This window comes from Actinomycetes bacterium, assembly GCA_035506535.1.
GTDB lineage: Bacteria > Actinomycetota > Actinomycetes > DATJPE01 > DATJPE01 > DATJPE01.
Window position 1 is genome coordinate 1 of record DATJPE010000088.1, and the last position, 22,661, is coordinate 22,661.

20 protein-coding genes and 3 tRNA genes are annotated in these 22,661 nt (G+C 71.5%); 10 read left to right on the forward strand and 13 right to left on the reverse strand.

Features of this window, described 5'->3' with window-relative positions; genetic code table 11:
- The coding region (locus VMI11_14195) for an elongation factor G (GenBank protein HTY73549.1) at positions 1–1,350 on the forward strand (1,350 nt) is incomplete at its 5' end.
- Positions 1,351–1,832: 482 nt separating this feature from the next.
- Here the strand turns inward: VMI11_14195 and VMI11_14200 are convergent.
- The 6 genes from VMI11_14200 to VMI11_14225 form a co-directional block, all read right to left on the reverse strand.
- Entirely contained in the window at positions 1,833–2,294 is a 462-nt protein-coding gene (locus VMI11_14200; protein ID HTY73550.1) for an HIT domain-containing protein, read from the reverse strand.
- 44 nt (positions 2,295–2,338) lie between these two features.
- On the reverse strand, positions 2,339–4,339 hold the full coding sequence (thrS, locus tag VMI11_14205) for a threonine--tRNA ligase (protein HTY73551.1): 2,001 nt from the start codon (positions 4,337–4,339) through the stop codon (positions 2,339–2,341).
- A 58-nt stretch (positions 4,340–4,397) separates the two neighbouring features.
- Positions 4,398–5,612, reverse strand: coding sequence for a PQQ-dependent sugar dehydrogenase (locus tag VMI11_14210; GenBank protein HTY73552.1), 1,215 nt, complete (start codon positions 5,610–5,612; stop codon positions 4,398–4,400).
- A gap of 44 nt (positions 5,613–5,656) precedes the next feature.
- Positions 5,657–6,196 carry a GNAT family N-acetyltransferase gene (locus VMI11_14215; GenBank protein HTY73553.1) on the reverse strand — a complete coding sequence of 180 codons (540 nt, stop codon included), beginning with the start codon at positions 6,194–6,196 and terminating at the stop codon, positions 5,657–5,659.
- Positions 6,193–7,809 carry a sulfatase-like hydrolase/transferase gene (locus VMI11_14220; GenBank protein ID HTY73554.1) on the reverse strand — a complete coding sequence of 539 codons (1,617 nt, stop codon included), beginning with the start codon at positions 7,807–7,809 and terminating at the stop codon, positions 6,193–6,195. Before VMI11_14220 ends, VMI11_14215 begins: the two co-directional genes overlap by 4 nt.
- Positions 7,810–7,873: 64 nt before the next feature.
- Positions 7,874–8,938, reverse strand: coding sequence for an aromatic acid exporter family protein (locus VMI11_14225; protein ID HTY73555.1), 1,065 nt, complete (start codon positions 8,936–8,938; stop codon positions 7,874–7,876).
- A 141-nt stretch (positions 8,939–9,079) separates the two neighbouring features.
- Between VMI11_14225 and VMI11_14230 the strand changes: the two genes are divergently transcribed.
- The 3 genes from VMI11_14230 to VMI11_14240 all read left to right on the forward strand — a co-directional run bounded on the left by VMI11_14230 (position 9,080) and on the right by VMI11_14240 (position 12,917).
- Positions 9,080–9,913, forward strand: coding sequence for an META domain-containing protein (locus VMI11_14230; protein HTY73556.1), 834 nt, complete (start codon positions 9,080–9,082; stop codon positions 9,911–9,913).
- 98 nt (positions 9,914–10,011) lie between these two features.
- Positions 10,012–11,487 (forward strand): amidase, encoded by a 1,476-nt coding sequence (locus VMI11_14235; GenBank protein ID HTY73557.1) that lies wholly within the window; start codon positions 10,012–10,014, stop codon positions 11,485–11,487.
- Positions 11,484–12,917: an AMP-binding protein gene (locus VMI11_14240; protein HTY73558.1), complete on the forward strand. Its 1,434-nt coding sequence runs from the start codon at positions 11,484–11,486 to the stop codon at positions 12,915–12,917. Before VMI11_14235 ends, VMI11_14240 begins: the two co-directional genes overlap by 4 nt.
- Before the next feature lie 204 nt (positions 12,918–13,121).
- Here VMI11_14240 and VMI11_14245 read toward each other — a convergent pair whose 3' ends face one another.
- Entirely contained in the window at positions 13,122–13,535 is a 414-nt protein-coding gene (locus tag VMI11_14245; GenBank protein HTY73559.1) for a Rid family hydrolase, read from the reverse strand.
- 151 nt (positions 13,536–13,686) lie between these two features.
- Here VMI11_14245 and VMI11_14250 point away from each other — a divergent pair, with 151 nt between their 5' ends.
- Positions 13,687–14,136 carry a hypothetical protein gene (locus VMI11_14250; GenBank protein HTY73560.1) on the forward strand — a complete coding sequence of 150 codons (450 nt, stop codon included), beginning with the start codon at positions 13,687–13,689 and terminating at the stop codon, positions 14,134–14,136.
- Between the two features lie 157 nt (positions 14,137–14,293).
- Here the strand turns inward: VMI11_14250 and VMI11_14255 are convergent, their stop codons facing one another.
- Together VMI11_14255 and VMI11_14260 are read right to left on the reverse strand one after the other, a co-directional pair.
- On the reverse strand, positions 14,294–14,941 hold the full coding sequence (locus VMI11_14255) for a response regulator transcription factor (protein ID HTY73561.1): 648 nt from the start codon (positions 14,939–14,941) through the stop codon (positions 14,294–14,296).
- Complete coding sequence (locus VMI11_14260) at positions 14,932–16,890, reverse strand: histidine kinase (protein ID HTY73562.1); 1,959 nt, start codon at positions 16,888–16,890, stop codon at positions 14,932–14,934. The genes VMI11_14255 and VMI11_14260 overlap by 10 nt, the downstream gene beginning before the upstream one ends.
- A 154-nt stretch (positions 16,891–17,044) precedes the next feature.
- On the opposite strand from VMI11_14260, the gene VMI11_14265 reads away from it, so the two are divergent.
- Both VMI11_14265 and VMI11_14270 read left to right on the forward strand, forming a co-directional pair.
- A complete protein-coding gene (locus VMI11_14265; protein ID HTY73563.1) occupies positions 17,045–17,710 on the forward strand; it encodes a hypothetical protein in 666 nt (221 codons plus the stop codon).
- Between the two features lie 125 nt (positions 17,711–17,835).
- Positions 17,836–19,032, forward strand: coding sequence for a hypothetical protein (locus VMI11_14270; protein HTY73564.1), 1,197 nt, complete (start codon positions 17,836–17,838; stop codon positions 19,030–19,032).
- Between the two features lie 200 nt (positions 19,033–19,232).
- Here VMI11_14270 and VMI11_14275 read toward each other — a convergent pair.
- Positions 19,233–19,304 (reverse strand) — tRNA-Val (locus VMI11_14275).
- A gap of 18 nt (positions 19,305–19,322) precedes the next feature.
- Positions 19,323–19,727: a TIGR02611 family protein gene (locus tag VMI11_14280; protein ID HTY73565.1), complete on the reverse strand. Its 405-nt coding sequence runs from the start codon at positions 19,725–19,727 to the stop codon at positions 19,323–19,325.
- Between the two features lie 270 nt (positions 19,728–19,997).
- On the opposite strand from VMI11_14280, the gene VMI11_14285 reads away from it, so the two are divergent.
- Positions 19,998–20,402, forward strand: coding sequence for an SsgA family sporulation/cell division regulator (locus VMI11_14285; GenBank protein ID HTY73566.1), 405 nt, complete (start codon positions 19,998–20,000; stop codon positions 20,400–20,402).
- Between the two features lie 96 nt (positions 20,403–20,498).
- Here the strand turns inward: VMI11_14285 and VMI11_14290 are convergent, their stop codons facing one another.
- Together VMI11_14290 and VMI11_14295 are read right to left on the reverse strand one after the other, a co-directional pair.
- Positions 20,499–21,329: an aminotransferase class IV gene (locus VMI11_14290; protein ID HTY73567.1), complete on the reverse strand. Its 831-nt coding sequence runs from the start codon at positions 21,327–21,329 to the stop codon at positions 20,499–20,501.
- Complete coding sequence (locus VMI11_14295) at positions 21,326–22,357, reverse strand: anthranilate synthase component I family protein (GenBank protein ID HTY73568.1); 1,032 nt, start codon at positions 22,355–22,357, stop codon at positions 21,326–21,328. Before VMI11_14295 ends, VMI11_14290 begins: the two co-directional genes overlap by 4 nt.
- Before the next feature lie 87 nt (positions 22,358–22,444).
- Between VMI11_14295 and VMI11_14300 the strand changes: the two genes are divergently transcribed.
- Positions 22,445–22,517, forward strand: a tRNA-Gly gene (locus tag VMI11_14300).
- A 33-nt stretch (positions 22,518–22,550) separates the two neighbouring features.
- Positions 22,551–22,621 (forward strand) — tRNA-Cys (locus tag VMI11_14305).
- Positions 22,622–22,661 lie beyond the last annotated feature (40 nt).

The window sequence follows — 22,661 nt, forward strand, 5'->3', positions numbered from 1 at the left end:
CCGGTGCTGGCGGCCGCCAGCCCGACCGGCCTTGGGGCCGCCGAGCTGCTGGAGCTGATGACCCGGGCCTTCCCCTCGCCCCTGGAGCACGAGCTGCCCGCGGTCACCTCACCGGACGGGCGTCCGAAGGGGCCACTTATGTGCGACCCGGCCGGCCCGCTCGTCGCCGAGGTGGTCAAGACCACCAGCGACCCCTATGTCGGGCGCCTGTCCCTCGTGCGGGTGTTCAGCGGGACCCTGCGCCCCGACGCCGTCGTGCACGTCAGCGGCCACGGGATGGCCTCCCGCGGGCACGAGGACCACGACGTCGACGAGCGGATCGGCGCGCTGTCCATCCCCCTGGGCAAGGCGCAGCGGACGGCGGCGCAGGCGGTGGCGGGCGACATCGTCGCCATCGCCAAGCTCTCCCGCGCGGAGACCGGCGACACCCTGTCCGGCAAGGACGACCCCATGCTCATCGAGCCTTGGGTGATGCCCGACCCGCTGCTGCCCGTGGCCATCGTGGCCCACTCCAAGGCCGACGAGGACAAGCTGTCCCAGGGTCTGTCGCGCCTGGTCGCCGAGGACCCCACGCTGCGGCTCGACCAGAACCCCGAGACCCACCAGCTGGTGCTGTGGTGCATGGGCGAGGCCCACGTGGACGTCCTGCTCGACCGGCTGCGCACCCGCTACGGCGTCGCCGTCGACTCCGTGCCCCTGCGGGTGTCGCTGCGCGAGACCTTCGCGAGCGTGGCCAAGGGCCACGGGCGGCACGTCAAGCAGTCCGGCGGGCACGGCCAGTACGCCGTCTGCGACATCGAGGTCGAGCCGCTGCCCGAGGGCGGCGGCTTCGAGTTCGTCGACAAGGTCGTCGGGGGCGCCGTACCGCGCCAGTTCATCCCCTCCGTCGAGAAGGGCGTCCGCGCCCAGATGGAGCGCGGTGTCGCGGCGGGCTACCCCGTGGTCGACATCCGGGTGACGCTCGTGGACGGCAAGGCGCACTCGGTCGACTCCTCGGACATGGCCTTCCAGACCGCGGGGGCCCTGGCCCTCAAGGAGGCGGCGAAGTCCACGACGGTCAACCTGCTGGAGCCGGTCGACGAGCTCAAGGTGATGGTGTCCGACGAGTACGTCGGCGCCGTCATGAGCGACCTGTCGGGGCGGCGCGGGCGCGTCGTGGGCACCGAGCCGGTCGGCTCCGGGCGGACGTTGGTCAACGCGGAGGTACCGCAGCTCGAGGTGACCCGTTACGCCGTCGACCTGCGCTCGATCTCGCACGGCACGGGCACGTTCTCGCGGACGTACGTGCGCCACGAGCCCATGCCTGCGCACCTCGTCAGCAAGGTCATCAGCGACGCCGCCGACTCCTGACCCCCCAGGTCTCCCTCCCCGCGGAACCGCCTCCCGCGGAACCGCCTCCCGCGGAATCCGCCTCCCCGCGAAGCTGCCTCCCCGCGGAGCTGCCTCCCCGCGGAGCCGCCTCCCCTCCCCCGGACCCGCCTCCCCGCGAAGCTGCCTCCCCCCGAGCCGCCTCCCCCAGAGCCTTCCTCTGCAGAAGTCCCTTTCGTCCCTTTTCCGGCGACGCGAAACCGGACAAATGGGACTTCTGCCGGGCTGTCTTCTGCAGAAGTCCCATTTGTCCCCTCCCCGGGCGAGGCGAAACCGGACAAATGGGACTTCTGCAGGGGCTCGCCGAGCTGTGGCTGGACCGCGGGGTACGCCCGCTGGCGGCGAGCGTCAGGCGCTGGGCCAGTCGCCGCGAGCGTCAGGCGCGGAGGCGGCGGACATCAGCCGCGGGGTACGCCCGCTGGCGGCGGACATCAGCCGCGGGGTACGGCCGCTGGCCGGGAGCGTCAGGCGTGGGGCCAGGCGGCGGCGAGCAGGTCCCTCGTCTCCTCCAGCAGCTGCGGCATGATCTTGGTCCCCGACAGGACCGTCATGTAGTTGGAGTCCCCGGACCAGCGCGGGACGACGTGCTGGTGGAGGTGCTCGGACAGCGACCCGCCGGCGACCCCGCCGAGGTTGAGGCCGACGTTGAAGGCGTGCGGGCGGCTGACCGCCTTGACGGTGGCGACCGCATGCCGGGTGAACTCCCAGAGCTCGGCCAGCTCCGGCTGGGTCAGGTCCTCGAGGTCCCCGACGTGGCGGTAGGTCACGACCATGAGGTGCCCCGGGTTGTACGGGTGCAGGTTGAGCACCGCGTAGACCTGCTCCCCGCGCGCCACGACGAGCGACTCCCCGGGGGGCAGGCTCGGGATGGTGTCGAACGGGCAGCCGGTGCCCTCGGTGTCGTTGCCGCCGCGGATGTACTGCATCCGGTGCGGCGCCCACAGGCGCTCGAGGGCGTCGCTCACCGGGCTCAGACCTGCACGCGGCGCTGGATCGCGTCGACGATCTCGGCGATCGCCTCCTCGACGGGGACGCCGTTCTTCTGCTCGCCGTCGCGGTAGCGGAACGAGACCGCACCCTTGGCGGCGTCCTCGTCGCCGGCGATGAGCATGTACGGCACCTTGGCACGCTGCGCGTTGCGGATCTTCTTCTGCATGCGGTCGTCGGAGGCGTCCACCTCGGCCCGTACGCCGCGCGCGGCCAGCCGCTCCACCACGTCACGCAGGTACGGCACGTGCGCGTCGGTGACCGGGATGCCGACGGCCTGCACCGGCGCGAGCCAAGGCGGGAACGCGCCGGCGTAGTGCTCGAGCAGGACCGCGAAGAAGCGCTCGATGGAGCCGAACAGCGCGCGGTGGATCATGACGGGCTGCTGGCGCGAGCCGTCGGCGGCCTGGTACTCCAGCTCGAAGCGCTTCGGCTGGTTGAAGTCGACCTGGATCGTCGACATCTGCCAGGTACGTCCGATGGCGTCGCGTGCCTGCACCGAGATCTTCGGACCGTAGAAGGCGGCCCCCCCGGGGTCCGGGACGAGGTCGAGACCGGAGCGCTGGGCCGCCTCCTCCAGGGCGGCGGTCGCCTCCGCCCAGTCCTCGTCGGTGCCGATCGACTTCGCCGGGTCACGGGTGGACAGCTCGAGGTAGAAGTCGTCGAGGCCGTAGTCGCGCAGCAGGTCGAGGACGAAGCCGAGGAGGCTTCGCAGCTCGTCGGGCATCTGCTCACGGGTGCAGTAGATGTGCGCGTCATCCTGGGTCATGCCACGTACCCGGGTCAGGCCGTGCACCACCCCTGACTTCTCATAGCGGTAGACGCTGCCGAACTCGAACAGCCGCAGCGGCAGCTCCCGGTAGGACCGCCCCCGCGCCCGGAAGATGAGGTTGTGGAACGGGCAGTTCATCGGCTTGAGGTAGTAGTCCTGCCCCTGCCGTCGAAGCACGCCGTCCGCGTCGCGCTCCTCGTCCAGGTGCATCGGGGGGAACATCCCGTCCGCGTACCACTCGAGGTGGCCCGAGGTCTCGAACAGCTGCGCCTTGGTGATGTGGGGTGAGTTGACGAACTCGTACCCCGCGGCGTCGTGCCGCCCGCGCGAGTAGTCCTCCATGACGCGGCGCACGATGCCGCCCCTCGGATGGAAGACCGCGAGCCCGGACCCGATCTCGTCGGGGAAGGAGAACAGGTCGAGCTCGGCGCCGAGCCGGCGGTGGTCGCGCTTCTCGGCCTCCTCGAGCATGGTGAGGTACGCCCGCAGGCCGTCCTTGTCCGGCCAGGCGGTGCCGTAGATCCGCTGCAGCTGCGGGTTGCGCTCGCTGCCGCGCCAGTACGCCGCCGCGGTGCGCATCAGCTTGAAGGCGTTCGGCGGGATGAACCGCGTGGTCGGTACGTGCGGCCCCCGGCACAGGTCGCTCCACACCCGCAGGCCAGTGCCGGCCTCGAGGTTGTCGTAGATGGTGAGCTCGCCGCCCCCGACCTCGGTGGACTCCTCCCCCGAGGCGCCGCCCTTGATGCCGATCAGCTCGATCTTGTACGGCTCGAACTCGAGCTCGGTCCGCGCCTCGTCGTCGGTGACGGCGCGGCGAGAGAACCGTTGCCCCGCCTTGATGATCTCCTGCATGCGCCGTTCGAGGGTCGCGAGGTCGTCGGGGGTGAAGGGGCGCTCGACGTCGAAGTCGTAGTAGAAGCCGTTCTCGATCGGCGGACCGATCCCGAGGCGGGTGCCCGGGAAGAGCCCCTGCACCGCCTGGGCCAGCACGTGCGCGGTCGAGTGGCGCAGCACCGCGAGGCCGTCCGCGCTGTCGACGCCGACCGGCTCGACGCTGTCGCCGTCCTCCAGGACGTGGTCGAGGTCGCGCAGGTGGCCGTTGACGCGGGCGACCACGACCGATCGATCCGCACCGACCACCTCCCCCGCCGTCGTGCCCTCGGCGACCGATCGCTCGGCGCCGGACACGACTACGGTGAGGTTGGCTGGCATGGCTCGGATGCTACCGAGACGCCCCGGGGGCACTCTCCCCGGTTTCCGCCGGGTCCGGTCAGGCGCTGGCGGCGTGGACGGCGTACAGGTCCCCGTCCAGGGTCACGGCCATGAGCTCGCCGCCGTTGGTCTGCCCGAAGGCGCTCAGGCGGTCGGCGCCGAGCGAGGCCACCTGGTGGGAGTGCCCGCGGCCGTACACCCAGACCCGGCCGGTGATGTAGTCGCCGTAGACGTAGAGCCCGCGAAGCAGCGACGCGTACGTCGCCCCGCGGTAGACGTACCCGCCGATGATCGCCTCGCCGACCGCGTGGGAGTACTCGATCGTCGGGGCGTGGTACGTCGTGCTCGCGTGGCAGCGCGAGGCGGCGTACACGTGGCGGCCCTCGTAGCAGGACCAGCCGAGGTTCCAGCCACCCTTGCCGTACGGGATGCGCGTGACCTCCTCGTAGCGGTCCTGCCCGACGTCGGCGACCCACAGGTCGCCGGTCGTGCGGTCGGCGGAGAAGCGCCAGGCGTTGCGCAGCCCGTACGCCCAGATCTCCTTGCGGTACTTCGTCGACTTCGCGTAGGGGTTGCTCGCGGGGATGCAGTAGAGCTTGCCACCGCACGAGTGCCGGACGTCGATGCGCAGCAGCTTGCCGTTGAGCGAGGTCCGGTTCTGCGCGTGGCGGAACGGGTCGCCGGCGCCGCCCCCGTCGCCGGTGCTCATGTACAGATAGCCGTCCCTGCCGAAGACGAGCATCCCCGCGTTGTGGTTCTGGTACGTCGGATGCGGGACGGTCAGCACCACCTTCTCGGAGTAGCGGTTGGCCTTGAGCGCGGACGCGCCGGCCGCGGTGAAGCGGCTGAGCCGGAGCGAGCCCGAGCTGGTCGTGTAGGTGACCCAGAACCGGTGGCTGGTCGCGAAGTCGGGCGCGAAGGCGAGCCCGAGCATGCCTTCCTCGCCGTAGGAGCTCCGCACCTTGCTGCGCAGGTCCAGGTAGGCCGTCGAGAGGATCCGCCCGCCGGAGTAGATCCGGATCCGCCCGGCGCGCTCCACGACGAACAGCCGGGAGGTTCCAGGCGCGGAGGTCACGAGCACGGGCTGGTCGAGCCCGCTCGCGCGCTTGACGAAGACCAGACGCACCGCGTTCGGGTTCGCGGATGCCGAGCTCGGCAGCCCGGGCGAGGGCACCACCGTCGCCGCCGCCGGGGTCGCGGGTGCCAGGACTGCCGCGGATGCGAGGGCGGCGACGGCGAGGAGGGTGCGGCGCAGCGCGCGGGGACGGGCCATCCCGGCAGGCTAACCCGGGACGCGTGCGCGCAAACCAGCGGCGGTCACCAGTCGTCGCCGGGCCGCTCGTCGACCGCCACGGGCAGACCGGGGTCGAGGGGGTCGCTCGGGCGGACCGGCAGGACCATGACCGCCCCGTCCTCGCTCCGGCAGCGCACCCAGGTGCCGCCCCGCACGACGTACGTCGGACCGCGCCACCGGCTCCAGCCCAGCCGCTCGTAGAAGCGGTGGGCGCTGGTCGAGAGCGCGCCCACGTCGAAGCAGCGCCGGACCAGCTCGTCGGCGAGGTCCATGACGGCGGTGCCGAGCCCCTGACCCTGGTGGTCAGGGTGGGTCGCGACCGCCTCGACGTACCCGCAGCGCAGCACCCGCTCCCCCACCAGGAGGCGGCGGGGCACGACGGCGGCGTGGGCCACGACGACACCGTCGAGCCTCAGAACGACGTGGGTCCCGCCGAGGCAGTGGTCGAAGTCGTGGTCGTCGAAGCGGCTGCCGAACGCCGCGTCCATGAGCGCCCTCAGCTCGGGGAGCCCGTCCGCGCCGAGCTCGGCCGACGACGCGGTGCGCAGCTCGCGCGTGCTCACGCGATGCGGGCGTCTCCGCGCCAGGTGGGCCAGCCGACCAGGCGCGGGCGCTCGGGCACCCAGGCGTGGGTGTCGGGCCCGATCTCCTCGTCGATGAGCGCCTCGAGCCGCGCCGACAGGTCGGCCACGAGGTCTCGCTGGGCGGGGTCGAGGGCGAGGTTGGTCTGCTCGACCGGGTCGCTCTCGCGGTCGTAGAGGACGACGTCGTTGTCGGCCAGCAGCCGCTCGACGGTGCGCGGACGGTTCGGTTCCAGCGGCGAGAAGTACCGGCCGAAGGTGTAGCGGCGGTCGGTGTAGCCCCGGAGGAAGCCGCGCTTGGACCAGTCGGGACGAAGCGTGCCCTCCTGCACCCGCTGCGGGCCGTCGTCGGCACCCAGCGACCGCCAGTAGCCGTTGTCGAGGGGGGTGACGATCTCGACGGCGCTGAGCACCGCGTCGCGGACCGGCCGACCGGACAGAGCCGGCAGGAGCGAGCGCCCCCGCAGGGCCGGGAAGCGCTCCGCGCGGCCGGCCTCGTCGACGCCGGCGATGTCGAGCAGGGTCGGCGCCAGGTCGACCGCCGAGCCCAGCGCGTCGGTGCGGCCCCCGCCCGGGAGGTCGGGGTGGGACACCACGAGCGGGACGTGGAAGTTCTCGTCGTAGACGAGGTTGCCCTTCTGCCGCAGCCCGTGCGAGCCGGCCATCTCGCCGTGGTCCGAGCTGAAGACGACCACCGTGCGGTCGGCCTGCCCCGAGGCGACCAGCGCGTCCAGGACCACCTCGATCCCGCGGTCAACGTCACGGGTGCAGTTGAGGTAGAAGCTCAGGCCCAGCCGCCACGCGGCCTCGTCGGGGACCGGCCCGAACATGGTCTCCATCGCGGCCGCGTACTCGCGCACCGCCGGTGCCGCACCCGAGAGGTCGTCGGCGACGCTGGCCGGCAGGTCGACGTCCCACACCTTGCGGTAGAGCGGGATGTCGGCCGGCGGGCGTACCACCATCGCCTCGGCGAGGTTGGGCGGTGGGGCCGTGACACGGCGCCCGCCGTAGTCGTAGCTCATGACGTCGTGCGGGTTGACGAAGTTGACCGCGAGGAACCACGGCTGCTCGGCCGCGACGACGGGCGCCCGGTTGCGCAGCCACTTGACCGCCTGCCCGGCGATGACCGGGTCCAGCTTCAGACCGGCCCACGCCCCGCCGTCGAGATCGCCCCAGTCGTTGAACTCCGAGAAGCCGTACGGCTCCAGGGCGTCGGTCGTCGGGCGCGGGTCGGCGGGGTCCTTGTACGCCCGCGAGAGGTGCCACTTGCCCTGATAGGAGCAGTAGTAGCCGGCCTGCCGCATCATCGTCCCGAGCGTCCCGAGGGCGGGGTCGAGCGGCCGGATGTAGGGCATGGCGTCGTTGTCGTAGATCTCGGTCAGCGGCATGTGCTGGCCGGTGTAGATGACCGAGCGGGACGAGCTGCACTGGGCCGAGGCGACGTAGTAGCGATCGAAGGTGACGCCACGCTCCTGGAGGCGCTCGCGGGCCGGCAGGACGAAGCCGTCAGGGTGCGGCAGCGCGTACCGCTCCTCGTCGGTGAGGATCAGCAGGACATTGGGGGTGGACGGTCCGCGAGGCGGCCCAGCGGTCATCGGTCGACCTTCCCTGTCGCGCGTGTCCCGGCGGTCGAGCCACCCGGCCGAGACTACCGAGCGCTCACTGGCCGGACAGGGCCTCGGTGATCTTCTCCGCGTCGCGCAGCAGGGAACCGCCGAGGAGCAAGGGTGTCGTGTCGTCGAGGTGCCGCACGTGCGCGGCGGCCTCGGTACGCGCGCGGCGGGCCACCGGGATCGGTCCCGTCGCCTCCGACAGCGGCTCCGCGGGGTGGCTCAGCGCCTTCTCCGACTGCTGCCCGATCGCCTCGGCCGTCGCGAGCAGCACGTCGGACAGCGACATCGCCAACCCGTCGTGCAGCGGCTCGCCGCGGGCGGCGGCGACGTCGAGGTCGCGGCACATGCTCACCAGCGTGACGGCGGTGCGCTCGGTCATCCGCGCCTGGCGCACCACGGCCAGCGCCCGCTCCCGGTCGATCATCGGCGACCAGCGGGCACCCTCCGCGGCGTCGACGGCCGCCTGCCGGGTCGCGACGACGCACGACAGGATGTCCTCGGCGTCGAGCAGCCAGCGCCGCGCGAGCGCCGGGGCGACCTTCCCGTCGCTGCTGTCGAGGGTCTCCGCGACGGCGGACATCAGAGTGGCGGCGCGCTCGGACTGGGTGACCAGGTCGGCCAGCGCCCGGCCGTCGGGCGTGCCGGGGCGAGTGAAGTACGACGTCACCAGGGCCAGCGCTGAGCCGAGCAGGACGCCGAAGAAGCGGGCCTCGACGGCGTCGCTCGAGAAGTGCGGACCCACGACGAGGATCACGGTGACGGAGACCGCCAGGGCGCCCTCCTCCCCCAGCCGCAGGACTCGGGCAGCCGCGTAGCAGACCAGGATGGTCGCGAAGAGGGCGAGGGCGGAGTAGCCGACGAGCTCCATGGCGGCGAGCGCCAGCCCGGCGCCCAGCACCACCGCGAGCACCTGTCGCAGCGCCTCCTTCATGGAGGCGTGGAAGGTGGGCCGGACGCTGATGAGGGCGGTGACGGCGGCGACGACCGCCGAGACGTGCGGGAGCACCACGCCGAGCCCGTACGCCGCCGACGCGGCCGCCGCCGACAGCACCGCCAGCCGCAGGTAGGGGCGGCGCAGCAGCGCGACGGGGTTGCGGTCGAGGTGGGCCATCGTCCAGGTACGACGCTGTGCGCGGCGGATTCGATCCCGCCGGGACGCGTCCTCCCGGGTGGCGTTCGTCACACGGGTGGGCGCGCCCGCGCCGGGCAAACGCCAGCATGACCCGTGGTCCGGGGCCTAGCGTGAGGAGGCGTGATCAGGACACTGCGGGTGCACGGAGGGATCGCCGTCGGGCTGCTGGCCACGCTCGCGCTGACGGCGTGCAGCACGACCAGCTCGGGCGGGGGGTCCGGGTCCGGTGCCTCGACCGGCCCGTCCGGCGGAGCGTCCCTGACCGGCGTGACCTGGACGCTGACGTCCTACCAGGCCAACGGCGCCGCGGTCCCGGCCGTCAGCGACCCCGACGTCGCGACGCTGAGCTTCGGCGCCGGCGGGGTGCTCAGCGGCTCGACGGGGTGCAACCAGTTCGGTGGGACGTACGCGCAGGACGGGCAGTCCCTCACCATCACGCCAGGCGCCATGACCAAGAAGGCGTGCAGCGGCGGGGTCGTCGCCCAGGAGGCCGCGATCCTGGCCGCGCTGCCGAAGGTCGCGTCGTTCACCGTCGGGACGTCGCTGACCCTGCTCGCCTCGGACAAGTCCACGCTGCTCACCTACCGCGCCGCTCCCTCCGGGCTGGCCGGCACGTCGTGGCACGCGACCGGGATCAACAACGGCAAGGGTGCGGTCGTGGCTACGGCCGACACGGAGAAGGTGACGGCGGTCTTCTCGGCGGACGGCCAGCTCAGTGGGTCGGGCGGCTGCAACACCTACGGGGCGACATTTGCGACCTCCGGGAGCAACCAGATCGCGATCGGACCGGTGGCCGCGACCGCCATGGCGTGCCTCGACGAGGGCGTGATGCAGACCGAGCAGGAGTACTTCGCCGCGCTGGGCAAGGTCACGACCTATGACCGCAAGGCGAACCAGCTCACCCTCAAGGACGCCACCGGCGCGACCCAGGTCACCTTCGCCCTCACCTCGTGACCGTGCGGACGGGCCTGTCTCGTGATCGTGCGGACCGGCCGCTCGTGATCGTGCGGCTCGCGCTCGTGCGATCCCCCAGCAGGTGAGGAGGAGACGGGATGGCCACCGCCTCGCCGGTGTCCGCCGGCGATGACGACCTCTGCTTCCGCCCGGCGACCGAGCTCGCTGCGATGGTCAGGGCCAAGGAGGTGTCGGCGAGGGAGCTCGTGGCCGCGCACCTGGACCGGGTGGAGCGCTTCGACGGGGGCCTGCGTGCGTTCATCACGGTGACGCCGGAGCGGGCGATGGTACGTGCGGCCGCGGCCGACGAGGCCCTGGCGGGCGGCGACGTCTGGGGTCCGCTGCACGGCCTGCCGGTCGCCCACAAGGACCTCCAGCTGACGCGAGACGTACGAACGACCTTCGGTTCGCCGATCTTCGCGGACTTCGTCCCCGAGGTGGACTCCTCGGTCGTGCAGCGGATGACGGCTGCTGGCGCGGTGAGCCTCGGGAAGACGAACACGCCGGAGTTCGGGACCGGGTCGCAGACGTACAACCCGCTGACCGGCCCGGCGCGCAACCCCTATGACCCCTCGTGCACGCCCGGTGGGAGCAGTGGGGGCGCCGCGGCCGCGCTGGCGTCGGGGATGGTGTGCCTGGCGGACGGCTCGGACATGGGCGGGTCGCTGCGCAACCCGGCGAGCTTCTGCAACGTCGTCGGCCTGCGGCCCTGCGCCGGCCGCGTGCCGTCGTGGCCGGCCGAGATCGACGCGTTCCCGCTCGCCGTCGCCGGGCCGATGGCGCGGACGGTGGGCGACTGCGCCCTGCTGCTCAGTGTCCTCGCCGGAGCGGACCCGCGCGTCCTCGAGTCGCTGCCGGGCGACGGCAGCGAGTTCGCGGGCTCGTTGGCGTCGGACCGGGCGTGGCGCGTCGGCTGGTGCTCGGCGCCGGGCGGTCTGCCGTTCGACCCCGATGTAACGAGCGTGCTCGAGTCCTCGGGGCGGCCCGCGCTGCTCGAGGCGGGCTTCGCGGTGAGCGACGTGCATCCCGACCTGAGCGGTGCCGAGGAGGCGTTCCGCACGTGGCGCGCCTGGTACTACGCCGGCGTGCTGGGTCCCCTCCTCGACGAGCACCCGGACCAGGTCAACGCGGACATCCGCTGGAACATCGAGGAAGGTCGTCGTCTGACGACCGCAGACCTCGTCCGCGCCTCCCGGCTGCGCGCGTCCGTGTTCACGTCGGTCGCGTCGGTCTTCGAGGACGTGGACGTCATCGCCCTCCCGGTCAGCCAGGTGCCGCCGTTCCCGGCGACGCAGCCGTGGCCGACCGAGGTCGCCGGACAGCCCATGCACACCTACCTCGACTGGATGCGTTCGGCGTACTGGATCAGCGCCACCGGGCTTCCCGCCATGTCCGTGCCGTGCGGGTTCACCGCCGCCGGGCTGCCGGTGGGCATCCAGCTGGTCGGCCGGCCGCTCGGCGAGCTCGACCTGCTGCGCGCGGCCCTGCGCTTCGAGAGCGCCACGCAGACGTGGCGGCGCCGGCCGACGCTCGCGGCCTCGTCGCGCTCCGATACCGGGGCAGGAGCGCCGTGAACCCGTTGGCCGACCTGCTGCTCGCGCAGGGACGTCGTGCTCCCGGCCGGACGTGGGTCGAGCAGCCGGACGGGCGTACGTGGACCTACGCCGACCTGGACCACGCGTCGGCGTCGATGGCTCACGTGCTCACGGAGCTGGGGGTCGGACCCGGCGACCGGGTCGGCGTCCAGGCCGAGAAGAGCGTCGAGCTGCTGGCGCTTCACGTCGCTTGCGTGCGGGCGGGTGCGGTCTACGTGCCCATGAACACCGCGTACACGCCGACCGAGGTGAGCGCGCTGGTGGCCGACGCCGAACCGGCGCTGCTGGTACGTGATGCCTCGCTGCCGGGCGGAGACCGTGCCGTCCCGCTCGCCGACCTCGTCGCGGCGAGCTCTGGTCGTCCGTCCTCCTTCGACGACGTCGACCGGGGCGCGGACGACCCGGCGGCGATGCTGTTCACCAGCGGGACCACAGGCCGGCCCAAGGCCGCCGTCCTCAGCCACGCCAACCTCGTGGCGAGTGCTCGCACGCTGATGTCCGCCTGGGAACTGACCGCGACGGACGTCCTCGTGCACATGCTCCCGCTCTTCCACACCCACGGGCTGTTCGTCGCCGCGCACACGGCCACCGTCGCCGGCGCCCGGATCGTGCTGCTGGCGGCATTCAGCCCCGACGCCGTCATCGACGCGCTGCCGGGGGCCACCGTGCTGATGGGCGTGCCGACGCACTACGTGCGACTGCTCGCCGAGCCACGTCTGACGGCCGAACCGTGCGCCCGGATGAGGCTGTTCACCTCAGGGTCGGCGCCGATGCTCCTCGCCACGCACCAGGAGTTCACCGCACGCACGGGCCACGTCATCGTCGAGCGCTACGGCATGACCGAGACGTGCATGCTGACGTCGAACCCGCTGCACGGCGAGCGACGGGTCGGCACCGTCGGGCCGGCCTTGCCCGGCGTCGAGGTGCGCGTCGACGGCTCTCCCGGAGCGGTCGAGGTGCGAGGGCCGAACGTGTTCGGCGGCTACTGGCATCGCCCCGACGCCGACGCCGAGGCGTTCACCGACGACGGGTGGTTTCGCACCGGGGACCTCGGCGAGCTCGACGCAGACGGTTACCTGCGCCTCGTCGGACGTTCCAAGGACCTCGTGATCACGGGCGGCCTCAACGTCTACCCCAAGGAGGTCGAGGAGGTCCTCGACGCACTGCCGGGGGTGCTCGAGTCTGCGGTCGTCGGCATCCCTGACCCCGACCTCGGCGAGGCCGTCACAGCGGCTGTCGTCGCCCGACCGGGAGCCGACCTCGACCCCGACTCCCTACGGCTGCTCGCGCGCGAGCGGCTGGCCGGGTTCAAGGTCCCGAAGCGCGTCGTCGTCCTACCCGAGCTCCCCCGCAACGCCATGGGCAAGGTCCAGAAGGCCTTGCTGCGCCAACAGCTCGGATCGCTGTGAGCGCCCTGTGGCGGTTCGTCACGCAGAACGGGCGTACAGGCGCACTGTCGTGTCTCAGGAGATCGGTAACACGAGAAGTCTCAGGACATCGGTAACACCTGTGGGGTCGTCGCGGATGATCAGCGATGCCCGAGATGGGGTTCCGGTGGGTCATCGGCCGCCGATCTCGGCAAACCGATTCGGTGGACCTCGACAGGATGGCCCCTAGGAGCCTGACCCGCGGAGAACGGCGACGCAACTGATCTCCACCAGGGCATCCGGTTCGAAGAGCTCGCTGATGCCGACATCTGTCCATGCCGGGTAAGGGCTGGTGAGGAACTCCGCTGCAATGAGGAGCGTCGCTTCAGCCTGCGCCCGCAACCTCACCCGGTAGGACGTTATCTCGACGACGTCCGACCAGCTCGCGCCCGCCTCAGCGAGCGTGATCGCGATGTTGCGGAAGGTCTGCCTCATCTGCTCCTCGGGGTCGTCGGAGAACGTCCCGTCCTCCCGGTCCCCGGTGTGGCCCGTCAGCCTGAGCTGGTTCCCCACGCGCACAGCTGCAGGGATGTGCGTGGCCTCGAAGAACGCTCGCCACGTGTCAGGCACGACGATGTCTCGTCTCGCGATGTCCGCCACGCACCCTCCCGCTCTCGCCCTTGACTTCTCGTGCCAAGACCGTCCGGCCAACCGAGGCGTCCTCAAGGACCGGCCTGCTACGCGCCGCTCTCGGGAACTCGAATCGGCGTTCGGTATCGCTTCATGCTCGCTCAAGGGGACACTGTGCGCCATGCCAAGCCCGGTAGCGGAGTACGCCGCGCAGGTCGCTCCCCACCTGGACCGGCTGCGACTCGGGGTGACGAGGGCCCGCTACGTTCATCAGGGCCCGGCCACGTTCGACCTCGCCCTGTCTCGGATGGTCGGGACATCCGTGGCCCGACGATCAGGGACCGACTCGGTCGTGCTCTCGGATTCGGGACGCGAGATCATGTCCCAGGTGCGAGACCTCGGTGCGCAGGCTGCTGACGGTCTGACCGGCCTGCGCTTCCACCGGTTCGATGCCCATGTCGCCGCGTGGACCGCAGCCGGGTTCACCGCAGCGACGATCATCGACCTGGAACCGGGCACCGTGCACGACCGGATCGAGGAGGACACGAACGAACGCGCGGGACTCGCATACGCTGCACTGGCTCCCGGCGAGCGATCGCACTTGCTCGCCTCGCACGCAACCCTCGCCTGAATCGCGCCGCGCCCCGACGTGCCGATCACGTGCGCAGGCCTGCGGAGACAGTGCCGAGCGGAGCAGTGTTGACTCCTGCTGCGACTTCATTGGTGTCGCCATTGTCAGGACTGGGCGACGCATTCGACGTGCCCATGCCGCTGAATGCTCGAGCCGCCTACGGGGACTCGGCGTTGAGGTAGGAGAGCACGGCAAGGACACGGCGATGGGCGGTGTCGGATTGTTCGATGTCGAGTTTGGTGAGGGTGTGACTGACGTGCGCCTCGACGGTGCGCGCGCTGACGCCGAGGCGGTTGGCGATGCCGGCGTTGGTGAGGCCCTCGGCCATCAGGGCCAAGACGTCGCGTTCCCGGGTAGACAGGCGCGTCACCGGATGCTGGTCGCTGACCCTGGCCAGCATGGCTGCGACCACTACCGGGTCCAGGGCAGAGCCTCCCTGCGCGACGCGTTGTGCCGCATCGACGAAGTCGTCGATGGCCAGGACGCGGTCCTTCAGCAAGTAGCCAAATCCCGGCAAGGCGACCAAGTCGGACGCATGTGACGTCTCGATGTGCTGGGAGAGAAGCAGGACGCCGAGCTGGGGTCGCGTCGCTTTGACCAGCCTTGCCGCTGTCACCCCCTCATCGGTGTACGACGGAGGCATCCGGATGTCCATCACCGCGAGGTCGACATCACTGGCCTCGATGGTGTCGACCAGCCTCTCCGCCGTCGCGAGGGAAGCGACGACCTCATGCCCCTTGTCGACGAACAGACGCGACAGACCGTCGCGCAGCAGAGCCTGGTCCTCCGCGATGATCACCCGCACGGGAGCCGGACCTCCAGCCGCGTGCCTGCGCCGAGCTGCGAGCTGACCTCGATGGTCCCGCCGTGCGAGCGAGCCCGGTCGGCCAGTCCGCGCAGGCCAGTTCCGATGAGCGGATCGGCGCCACCTTCGCCGTCGTCGTCGACGGACACCACGAGCTGATCGCCCTGACGGGCGACTGTGAGGCTGATCTGCTCCGCACGCGCGTGCTTCACGGCGTTCGTGAGGCCTTCGGCCGCGATGAAATAGGCCGTGGTCTCCAGCGCGGGACTGAACCGATCCCCGGTGACGTTCACCGCCACCGGCGCCGGCGTACGGGTCACGAAGTCGTGAAGGGCAGCGCGCAGACCGTCGTCGAGACTCGAGGGCCGGACGCCGCCGGCCAGTTCGCGCAGCTCGTCGATGGATTGGCCAAGGTCGTTCACTGCGGCGTCGAGCGCGGCGTGCACCGTAGGCGCCGATCCGGACAGCTGGTGCTGGAGATGGCGCAGGTTGAGCCCAATCGCGACCAGGCGCTGCTGGGCGCCGTCGTGGAGATTGCGAGCAATCCTCCGGCGCTCCTCGTCGGCTGCCGCAACGACTCGGGCCCGGGACGCGTCGAGCTGGTCGAGCTGGCGGCGTAGGTCCACCTGGAGGGCAGCGATCTCGAAGGCGAGTCGGCCGGCGTCCAGTGCCTCGGCCACGGCCCGCTCTGCGTCCTTGCCATGCACCACGACCGGAGTCAGGCGGGCGGTCGACGGAGACGCGCTCGTGTACGTCGACCCGCCGTCGATCCGAGACACCGTCCCGCCGTGAAGGTCGAGCCAGCCACCGTGTTCGTCGACGAACGCCACCAGGCACGTCGGGTCTTCGACCGCCATCCGCAGTCGGTCCTCGAGATGGTCGACCGCGTCGTCGCCACGGCGGATCGCGTCGACGAAGTCCGCCATCCGCCGCCGGGTCTCGTACCGGGCTCGCCGGAAGCGCCTGTCCACCCGCGCTTGCACCCGATCGCGCAGCGGCCGGAACGCGAGAGCTACCACCAGGGCGCCTACGGCAGCGGCGACCGGGGAGGAGAGTCGCGCGCCTACGAGTACCACCACGGCGGCGTAGGTGATCACGAGCAGCCCGGTGATCGTCGCGTAGGCCACCGTGCGGCTGACAACCAGGTCGATGTCGTACAGGTGATAGCGCAGGATCGCAACCGAGGCGGCGACAGGTAGCAGGGTGAGAGCGATGGCCGCGAATAGGTGGATCGGGGACCACACGGTCCAGAGCACGGCAGACACCGGCAGGATCACGGCCGCAAGTGCGGCGGCGTAGGCCATGCACGTCAGCTGGAGTCGGAGGATGCCCGTCGCGCGTCGGAAGCGAAGGATGAAGTCGACGACCGACGCGACGAGGGCGACCGCGATCAGGGATACCCCGACGAGGAAGAGCGACTCCGCGGCAGCCGACCCGATCGCATAAGGGTTCACTCCGCCGACGAGCTGCGACCCCAGTTGCGGATTGAGGATCCAGCCCGGCAGGGCGAACACCGCTCCCACGGCCCACAGCCATGGGACCCAGCGAGCCCTATTCGTGATCAGCCCGTCGGGGAACCAGAGGAATAGCAAGATGAGTCCGAGTGCCGCGACGATCCAGGCCGACCATCCCAAGATCAGGGCGAGGTTTGCGCCGACCCAGCCCTCGTGAGCGGCCCGCTCGTAGTAGGCCAGACCGAAGTCGGAGACTGCGGCATTGAAGGCAGCCGAGAGCATCAGAAGCCAGCCGACGCGGTGTCGCGGATGTGCCCACACGACCAGCGCTCCCGCCAGTGCCTGAATCACCGAGTAGCAGGCGTAGAGGATCGCCGGGGCCAAGGGGGCCACCCCCCGGCTGAGCACGATGGCTCCGGCCTCGAACAGCACTGTCGCCGACACGGTCACGACCAGCGCGACGCGCTCGACGGGGCTGTCCCCCAGGTCGGCCATGGCCGGATCCTCCCACCGACACCCCTGCGCGCGGCAGTGTGCGAGCCCTCGATGCGAGACCGTGCCAGCACGTATCGAGATCGAGAGACCGGCCCGATGCGCTCGGCCTCACACCCCTCCTAGCGTTCCCGGCACCCAACCCAGGAGGTGTCTGATGGCCGCTCTCGCTTCGTCCACCGTGGTTCGGCCGGCCGACCACGGCGTACGCCGCGCCGGGGTCTGGTGCCTTGCCGGCGGACTGCTCGGCGTGGTTCAGGCGGCCGCGCTGCTGGCCTGGCCGCACCAGGTCTCCGAGTCCATGTTCCGCTACCCGATGACCACGGGCTGGTTCATCACCGCCCAGCTGAGCTTCGCCGCCCAGCACATGATGCTGCTCGCGGGCGTCATCGCGCTGCTGCGGATCACGGCGGTCAACAGCTCGCGCACCGCCCGGGTGGCCGTGACGGCGGCGGCTATCGGGGTAGCTCTGCTGACAGTCCTCGAGCTAGTCGCGATCGTGGCCTACGACGAGGCGGAGCACTCATCGCGCGCGAATCTGTTGAACGACGCCTACTCCGTCCCGGTCCTGCTGATCGGCGTGGGCTTGGTCGTGGCGGGCTTCGTCGCCGTACGACGGCGCAGCATGTGGATCGGCGCCACCTGGCTGCCCTGGCTCCTGCTGGCTCTCGGCGTCTATGTGTTCGTCCCGCTCTCCTGGGCCATCACGGCCTCCTTCGCGGCCGGCCGACTGGGCATCGGAGGCTGGATGGTCCTGTTCGCCACTCTGGGCTACGGCCTGATCCGGCTCGACCCAGCTGCCACCTCCGCTCGTCATGACTGAGGCCGCCGCAACTGCGATGCCAGCACCGGAGCAGGTCGCGCTGCTCGCCGAGCCCGATAGGCGCAGGTCATGAGTGTCCGACACCGACCCGCAGCTTGGTCGTCGTCCCGTGGGACTGAACCGCGATGAGCGACGACGCAGCTGCTGCACCCCCGGCGTGGCCGCTCGTGCTCACCGGAGCCGTGATCGGGCTGGCCTGGGCGGCCGCACTGCGCGGCTGGATGGTCCAGATGGCCGGGAACGAGTCTGAGTTCCACTGGTACCGAACGTTCGCGCTGCTCCTCGCCCCAGGACTCCTCGTCGGCGCGTTGATCGGGCTGGCCGAGCATCGGCGCAGGACAGCAGGGACGCGAAGCCGGTGGCTGACCCTCTCCCCGTGTCTGTTCCTGGCAGCGTTGACCGACCCGACGATCTTTCGGGCGTTGATCACCAACGGGCTCGGTGGCGGCGCGATCGGTGTGGTGCTGTTCGGGCTCGCAGGCGGCTATGCCCTGTCGGGACGCGGCCGAGCATGGTGGCGTCGAACCTGCGGCGCCATCGCCGTTCTCGGCGTTCTGCTGATGCTCGTCATGGCGTCCGACACGGCACCACTGCATACCGCGCGAGGCACCTGGGTCGGCCTCTACGCCTCATCGCTGATCGCCGTCCTCTGCCTGGCCTGCGCGATCCCGCAACGGATCGGCCGACGCTCGCTCGTCCGCGGCGGATGGATCGCGGGGGCCGTCGGGGCGCTGTGCGGACTCGCCTGGGCCGCCGCCCTGCGCGGTTTCATGTGGCAGGTGGCAGGCGACGACGCGGCTGTCACGTGGGCCGGCACCTTCTTGTGGGTGCTCCTCCCCGGCATCGTCATCGGCACCCTGCTCGGTGGGGCGGAGTACCGGCGGTGGATTGGCCCCATCCCACACCGGCGCTGGCTGATCTGGTCGCCGATGCTGTTCGCGGTCGTCCTCGTGCTCGACCCTCTCGACCTGACCCACGCCCTCAAGGACGGTATCGGTCTCGCAGCCGTCGCCGTCCCTGTCATGTGCATGCTCGGTGGCTACGCGATCGCTGGCCGCGGGCCGCGCTGGGTCCGCGGCCTGTGCGGGCTCGTCACCCTCTCAGCGATCCCGATCTGGTCGCTCACGGCGACCGACGTGGGGGGACCATCGATGTCGCTCGGCACGCCCCGCGGCGCCTGGGCCGCGGTCCTCCTATGGAGCCTGCTCGCAACCTTCTCCATGGCGGCGGCCATCCCCCACCGGAAACCGGTGCCGCTGTTCATACCCTCAGTTCGTCCGCCGTCGGCGCCCTCGAACTCCGTGCGGTCTGGGCTGTCTTGACTGACAACCAGACCCCCCCCCGCCCGCCCGCCGGACGGGTCCAGCGCGGCGTTTCGTTGCGTGGACTGCACTCGAGCCGGTGGGTCTTGGTGGCGTTCCTCTCAGAGGAGGCTCGCCGGGAGACACCTTGTGGACACGTGCCCCACGGCAAAGGCCTCTGATTTCAGCGTTTCCGCTGGTCAGAGGCTGCTTTCGGACTGTGGGCGATACTGGGTTCGAACCAGTGACCTCCTCGGTGTGAACGAGGCGCTCTACCACTGAGCCAATCGCCCTGATCGGGAGCGCAAAGACTACCCCCCGGGCAGCGCCAGGCCCCAGCGGGCGATGTACGCCCAGGCGGTCAGCCCCGCCGCCACGACGGTGCCGATCGCGATCACGCGGTTCCGGCGGCGCCGCCGCGGGTCCAGGGCGACGTCCGCGGCGCGCTGGGCCCAGGCCTTCACGCGCTGGAGCAGCCGGTGCGCCCAGGCGTACTCGGTGGCCAGGATCGCGACGCCCAGGATGATCACCAGCCAGCCCGGGCCTGGCAGCACGAGCATGGCCACGCCGGCCAACGCCACGAGCACCCCCACCACCAGCACGAGCAGGCGATAGGTGGCGTTGAGGGTACGTCGGCGCCGGATGTGCTCGCGCGTACGGCGCGCCCGGTGCCGCAGCCCGGCGGGCTCGGCGTTCGGCCCCTCGGGAGCGCTCATCCCCTCAGGGTAGGCAACCCGCCGGAGTTGTCAGACGAGGCGGGCGCCGGAGCGCCCGAGCCGCCTGACAACCCGGCCGGAGCCACGGCCGCCAGCTCGCACGAGGCCTCCCACCCGGGACCCACCCGGAACGGGCTCACCAGGGGCGGCGCGCTCTCGGCAAAAGATCTTGGAAAAGTTGCGTCATGGGGGCCGGGCGCGGGCGTCTCCTCGGTGTCCGACCCCGCCCCGGGACGGACGTACGGCCCCCAGCACCACCCAGGAGTCACCGTGGTCCCCGCCGCCCTCACCTCGAGCCTTCAGCTGCGCCTCGTGACGCAGGGTGGCTCGGTGCACGTACCCGCCGAGCTGTGCTACGACCCGACCGACCCGTACGCCGTCACCGCGACCTTCCGCTCCGAGGACGACGCGGTCGCCTGGACCTTCAGCCGGGACCTGCTCGACGAGGGGCTCGTCGCCCCGGCCGGCGAGGGCGACGTCGCGGTGTGGCCCTGCAGCGACGACGACGGTGAGGTCGTCTGCATCGCGCTGAGCTCGCCGTTCGGCCAGGCGCTCCTCGAGGCCCAGCGCCACGAGGTCGAGGCCTTCATCGTCCGCTCCTTCCAGACCGTCCCGCGCGGCAGCGAGTCCGACCTGCTCGACCTCGACGCGGAGATCGCCGCCCTGCTGGGCTGACCTGAACGTTGCTGAATCTCCTCGACACTTCCGTCGCCACGTGGGGGCACTGGGCGTCCGGAACGTCGGGATGAGCCCGCCGCGCCGCGAGCCGACCTAGAGGGGGTCTGGGTCTTCCGCGGCGCGGCGGGCGAACTCTGCGCCGACCCGCGAGGTGAGCGGCCCGGGCGCCGCGAAGCGCCGCTCGTCGAGGCGGTCGACCGGATGGACGTCGCGGGTGGAGGAGGTCACGAACACCTCGGCCGCCGAGGCCAGGTCGCCCGGCAGCAGGTCCATCTCCTCTCCCCCGCACCACTGGAGCACCAGGTCACGCGTCACCCCGGCCAGGCAGCCCGCGGTGAGCGGCGGGGTGACGATCCGGCCGTCGTCGAGGACGGCGAAGACGTTGGAGCCGGTGCCCTCGCAGACGTACCCCTCGGTGTTGAGCAGCAGCGCCTCGGTCGCGCCGCGGTGCTGGGCCCAGGCCAGGGCGACGACGTTCTCGGCGTACGACGTCGTCTTCAGCCCGGCCACCGCCGACCGCTCGTTGCGCGGCCAGGGGGAGGTCAGCAGCACGGTCGTGGGCGGCCACACCGACGCCGGCCCGGCCATGACGACCACGGTGGGCGGGGCCGCGCCGCGGCCCGATCCGAGCGGGGCCAGCCCGCCACTGACGGTGATCCGGACGCGTCCGACGGGCTCACCGGCGTTGGCCGCCAGCACGGCCTCCACCGCGGCCCGCAGCTCCTTGTCCTCCGGCGGCTCCAGGCCCAGACCTGCCGCCGAACGGGTGAGCCGTTGCAGGTGACGGGTCAGCGCGAACGGCCGGCCGTCCGGCGTGGTCCGCAGGGTCTCGAAGACCCCGTCGCCCACGGTGAACCCGTGGTCGAAGACGGAGACGTACGCGTCGCGCTCGTCGACCACCACGCCGTTGACCCAGACCTTCACGGCTCCTCCACGTCCTTCACGTCCGCTCCCCCGGCCAGGGCCAGCAGGCGGGCCGCCTTGAGCTCGGTCTCGCGCCACTCGGCCTCCGGGTCGGACCCCCAGGTGATCCCGGCGCCCGTCCCGAACGCCAGGATGCCGTCCCGGAGGCTGAACGTGCGGATCGCCACGGCCAGGTCGGCGGTGCGGCGGTCGGCGTCCACCCAGCCGACCGCGCCGCAGTACACCCCCCGCGGGCCGTTCTCGAGCTCGCCGATGAGCCGCAGCGCCGAGGACTTCGGGGCGCCGGTCACCGACCCCGGGGGGAAGGTCGCCGCGAAGATCTCGGCCCACCCGACGTCCGGCCGCAGCCGCCCGGTGACCGTCGAGACCAGGTGGACCAGGCCCGGGTGCCGTTCGACGGCCAGCAGGTCGGGGACGTCCACCGTCCCGGTGCGGCTGACCCGGCCCAGGTCATTGCGCACGAGGTCGACGATCATGACGTTCTCGGCCTCGTCCTTCGAGCTCAGCTCGGGCGCGATGCGCCCGGTCCCCTTGATCGGGCGCGAGGTCAGCAGGTCGTCGTCGCGGCGCAGGTACGTCTCCGGCGACGCGCTGGCCACGTCCAGGCCGGGCAGCCGGAGGAACCCGCCGTGGGGGGCCGGGTTACCCCTGGCAACGGCGTGGGCGAGGCCGAGCCCGTCGGAGGAGGGGTCCACCTCCGCCCGCAGCACCCGGCACACGTTGGCCTGGTACACCGTCCCGGCGGCGATCGCCTCCCGCAGGGTGACCACCGCGGCGACGTACTCCTCGTGCGTGAGCGAGGAGGTCCAGGCGCCCGGACCCGGGCCGCACCAGGACCCGGCTGGCGGGGGCAGGGGGGCGGGCCGCACGTCGGCGAAGCGGGCGCAGGTGACGGATCCCTCGAAGTCGACGACGACGGCCCACCAGCCGGAGCGGTCGAGGACGCCCAGGTCGTCCGAGAGCTCGGTCAGGCCCGTGGCGAGGCGGCCGCCCAGGTGGGCCAGGGGCTCGCTCCGGCGTGGCGCCACCCCGGCAAGGCTAGTGGGATCGGCTTTGGTGGGGGTCCGGCGTCTCGGCTATGGTGGCACCTCGCGGTGCGGGCCCCAGCCCGCCTGGCGGACGTAGCGCAGCTGGTAGCGCATCACCTTGCCAAGGTGAGGGTCGCGGGTTCGAATCCCGTCGTCCGCTCGAAGAGGTCCCGGCTCCGGTCGGCCTCACGCCGGTGGAGTGGCCGAGAGGCGAGGCAACGGCCTGCAAAGCCGTGTACACGGGTTCAAATCCCGTCTCCACCTCGGAGCCCCGTGGCCGCCATGGCATGGGACGCTTCACGCA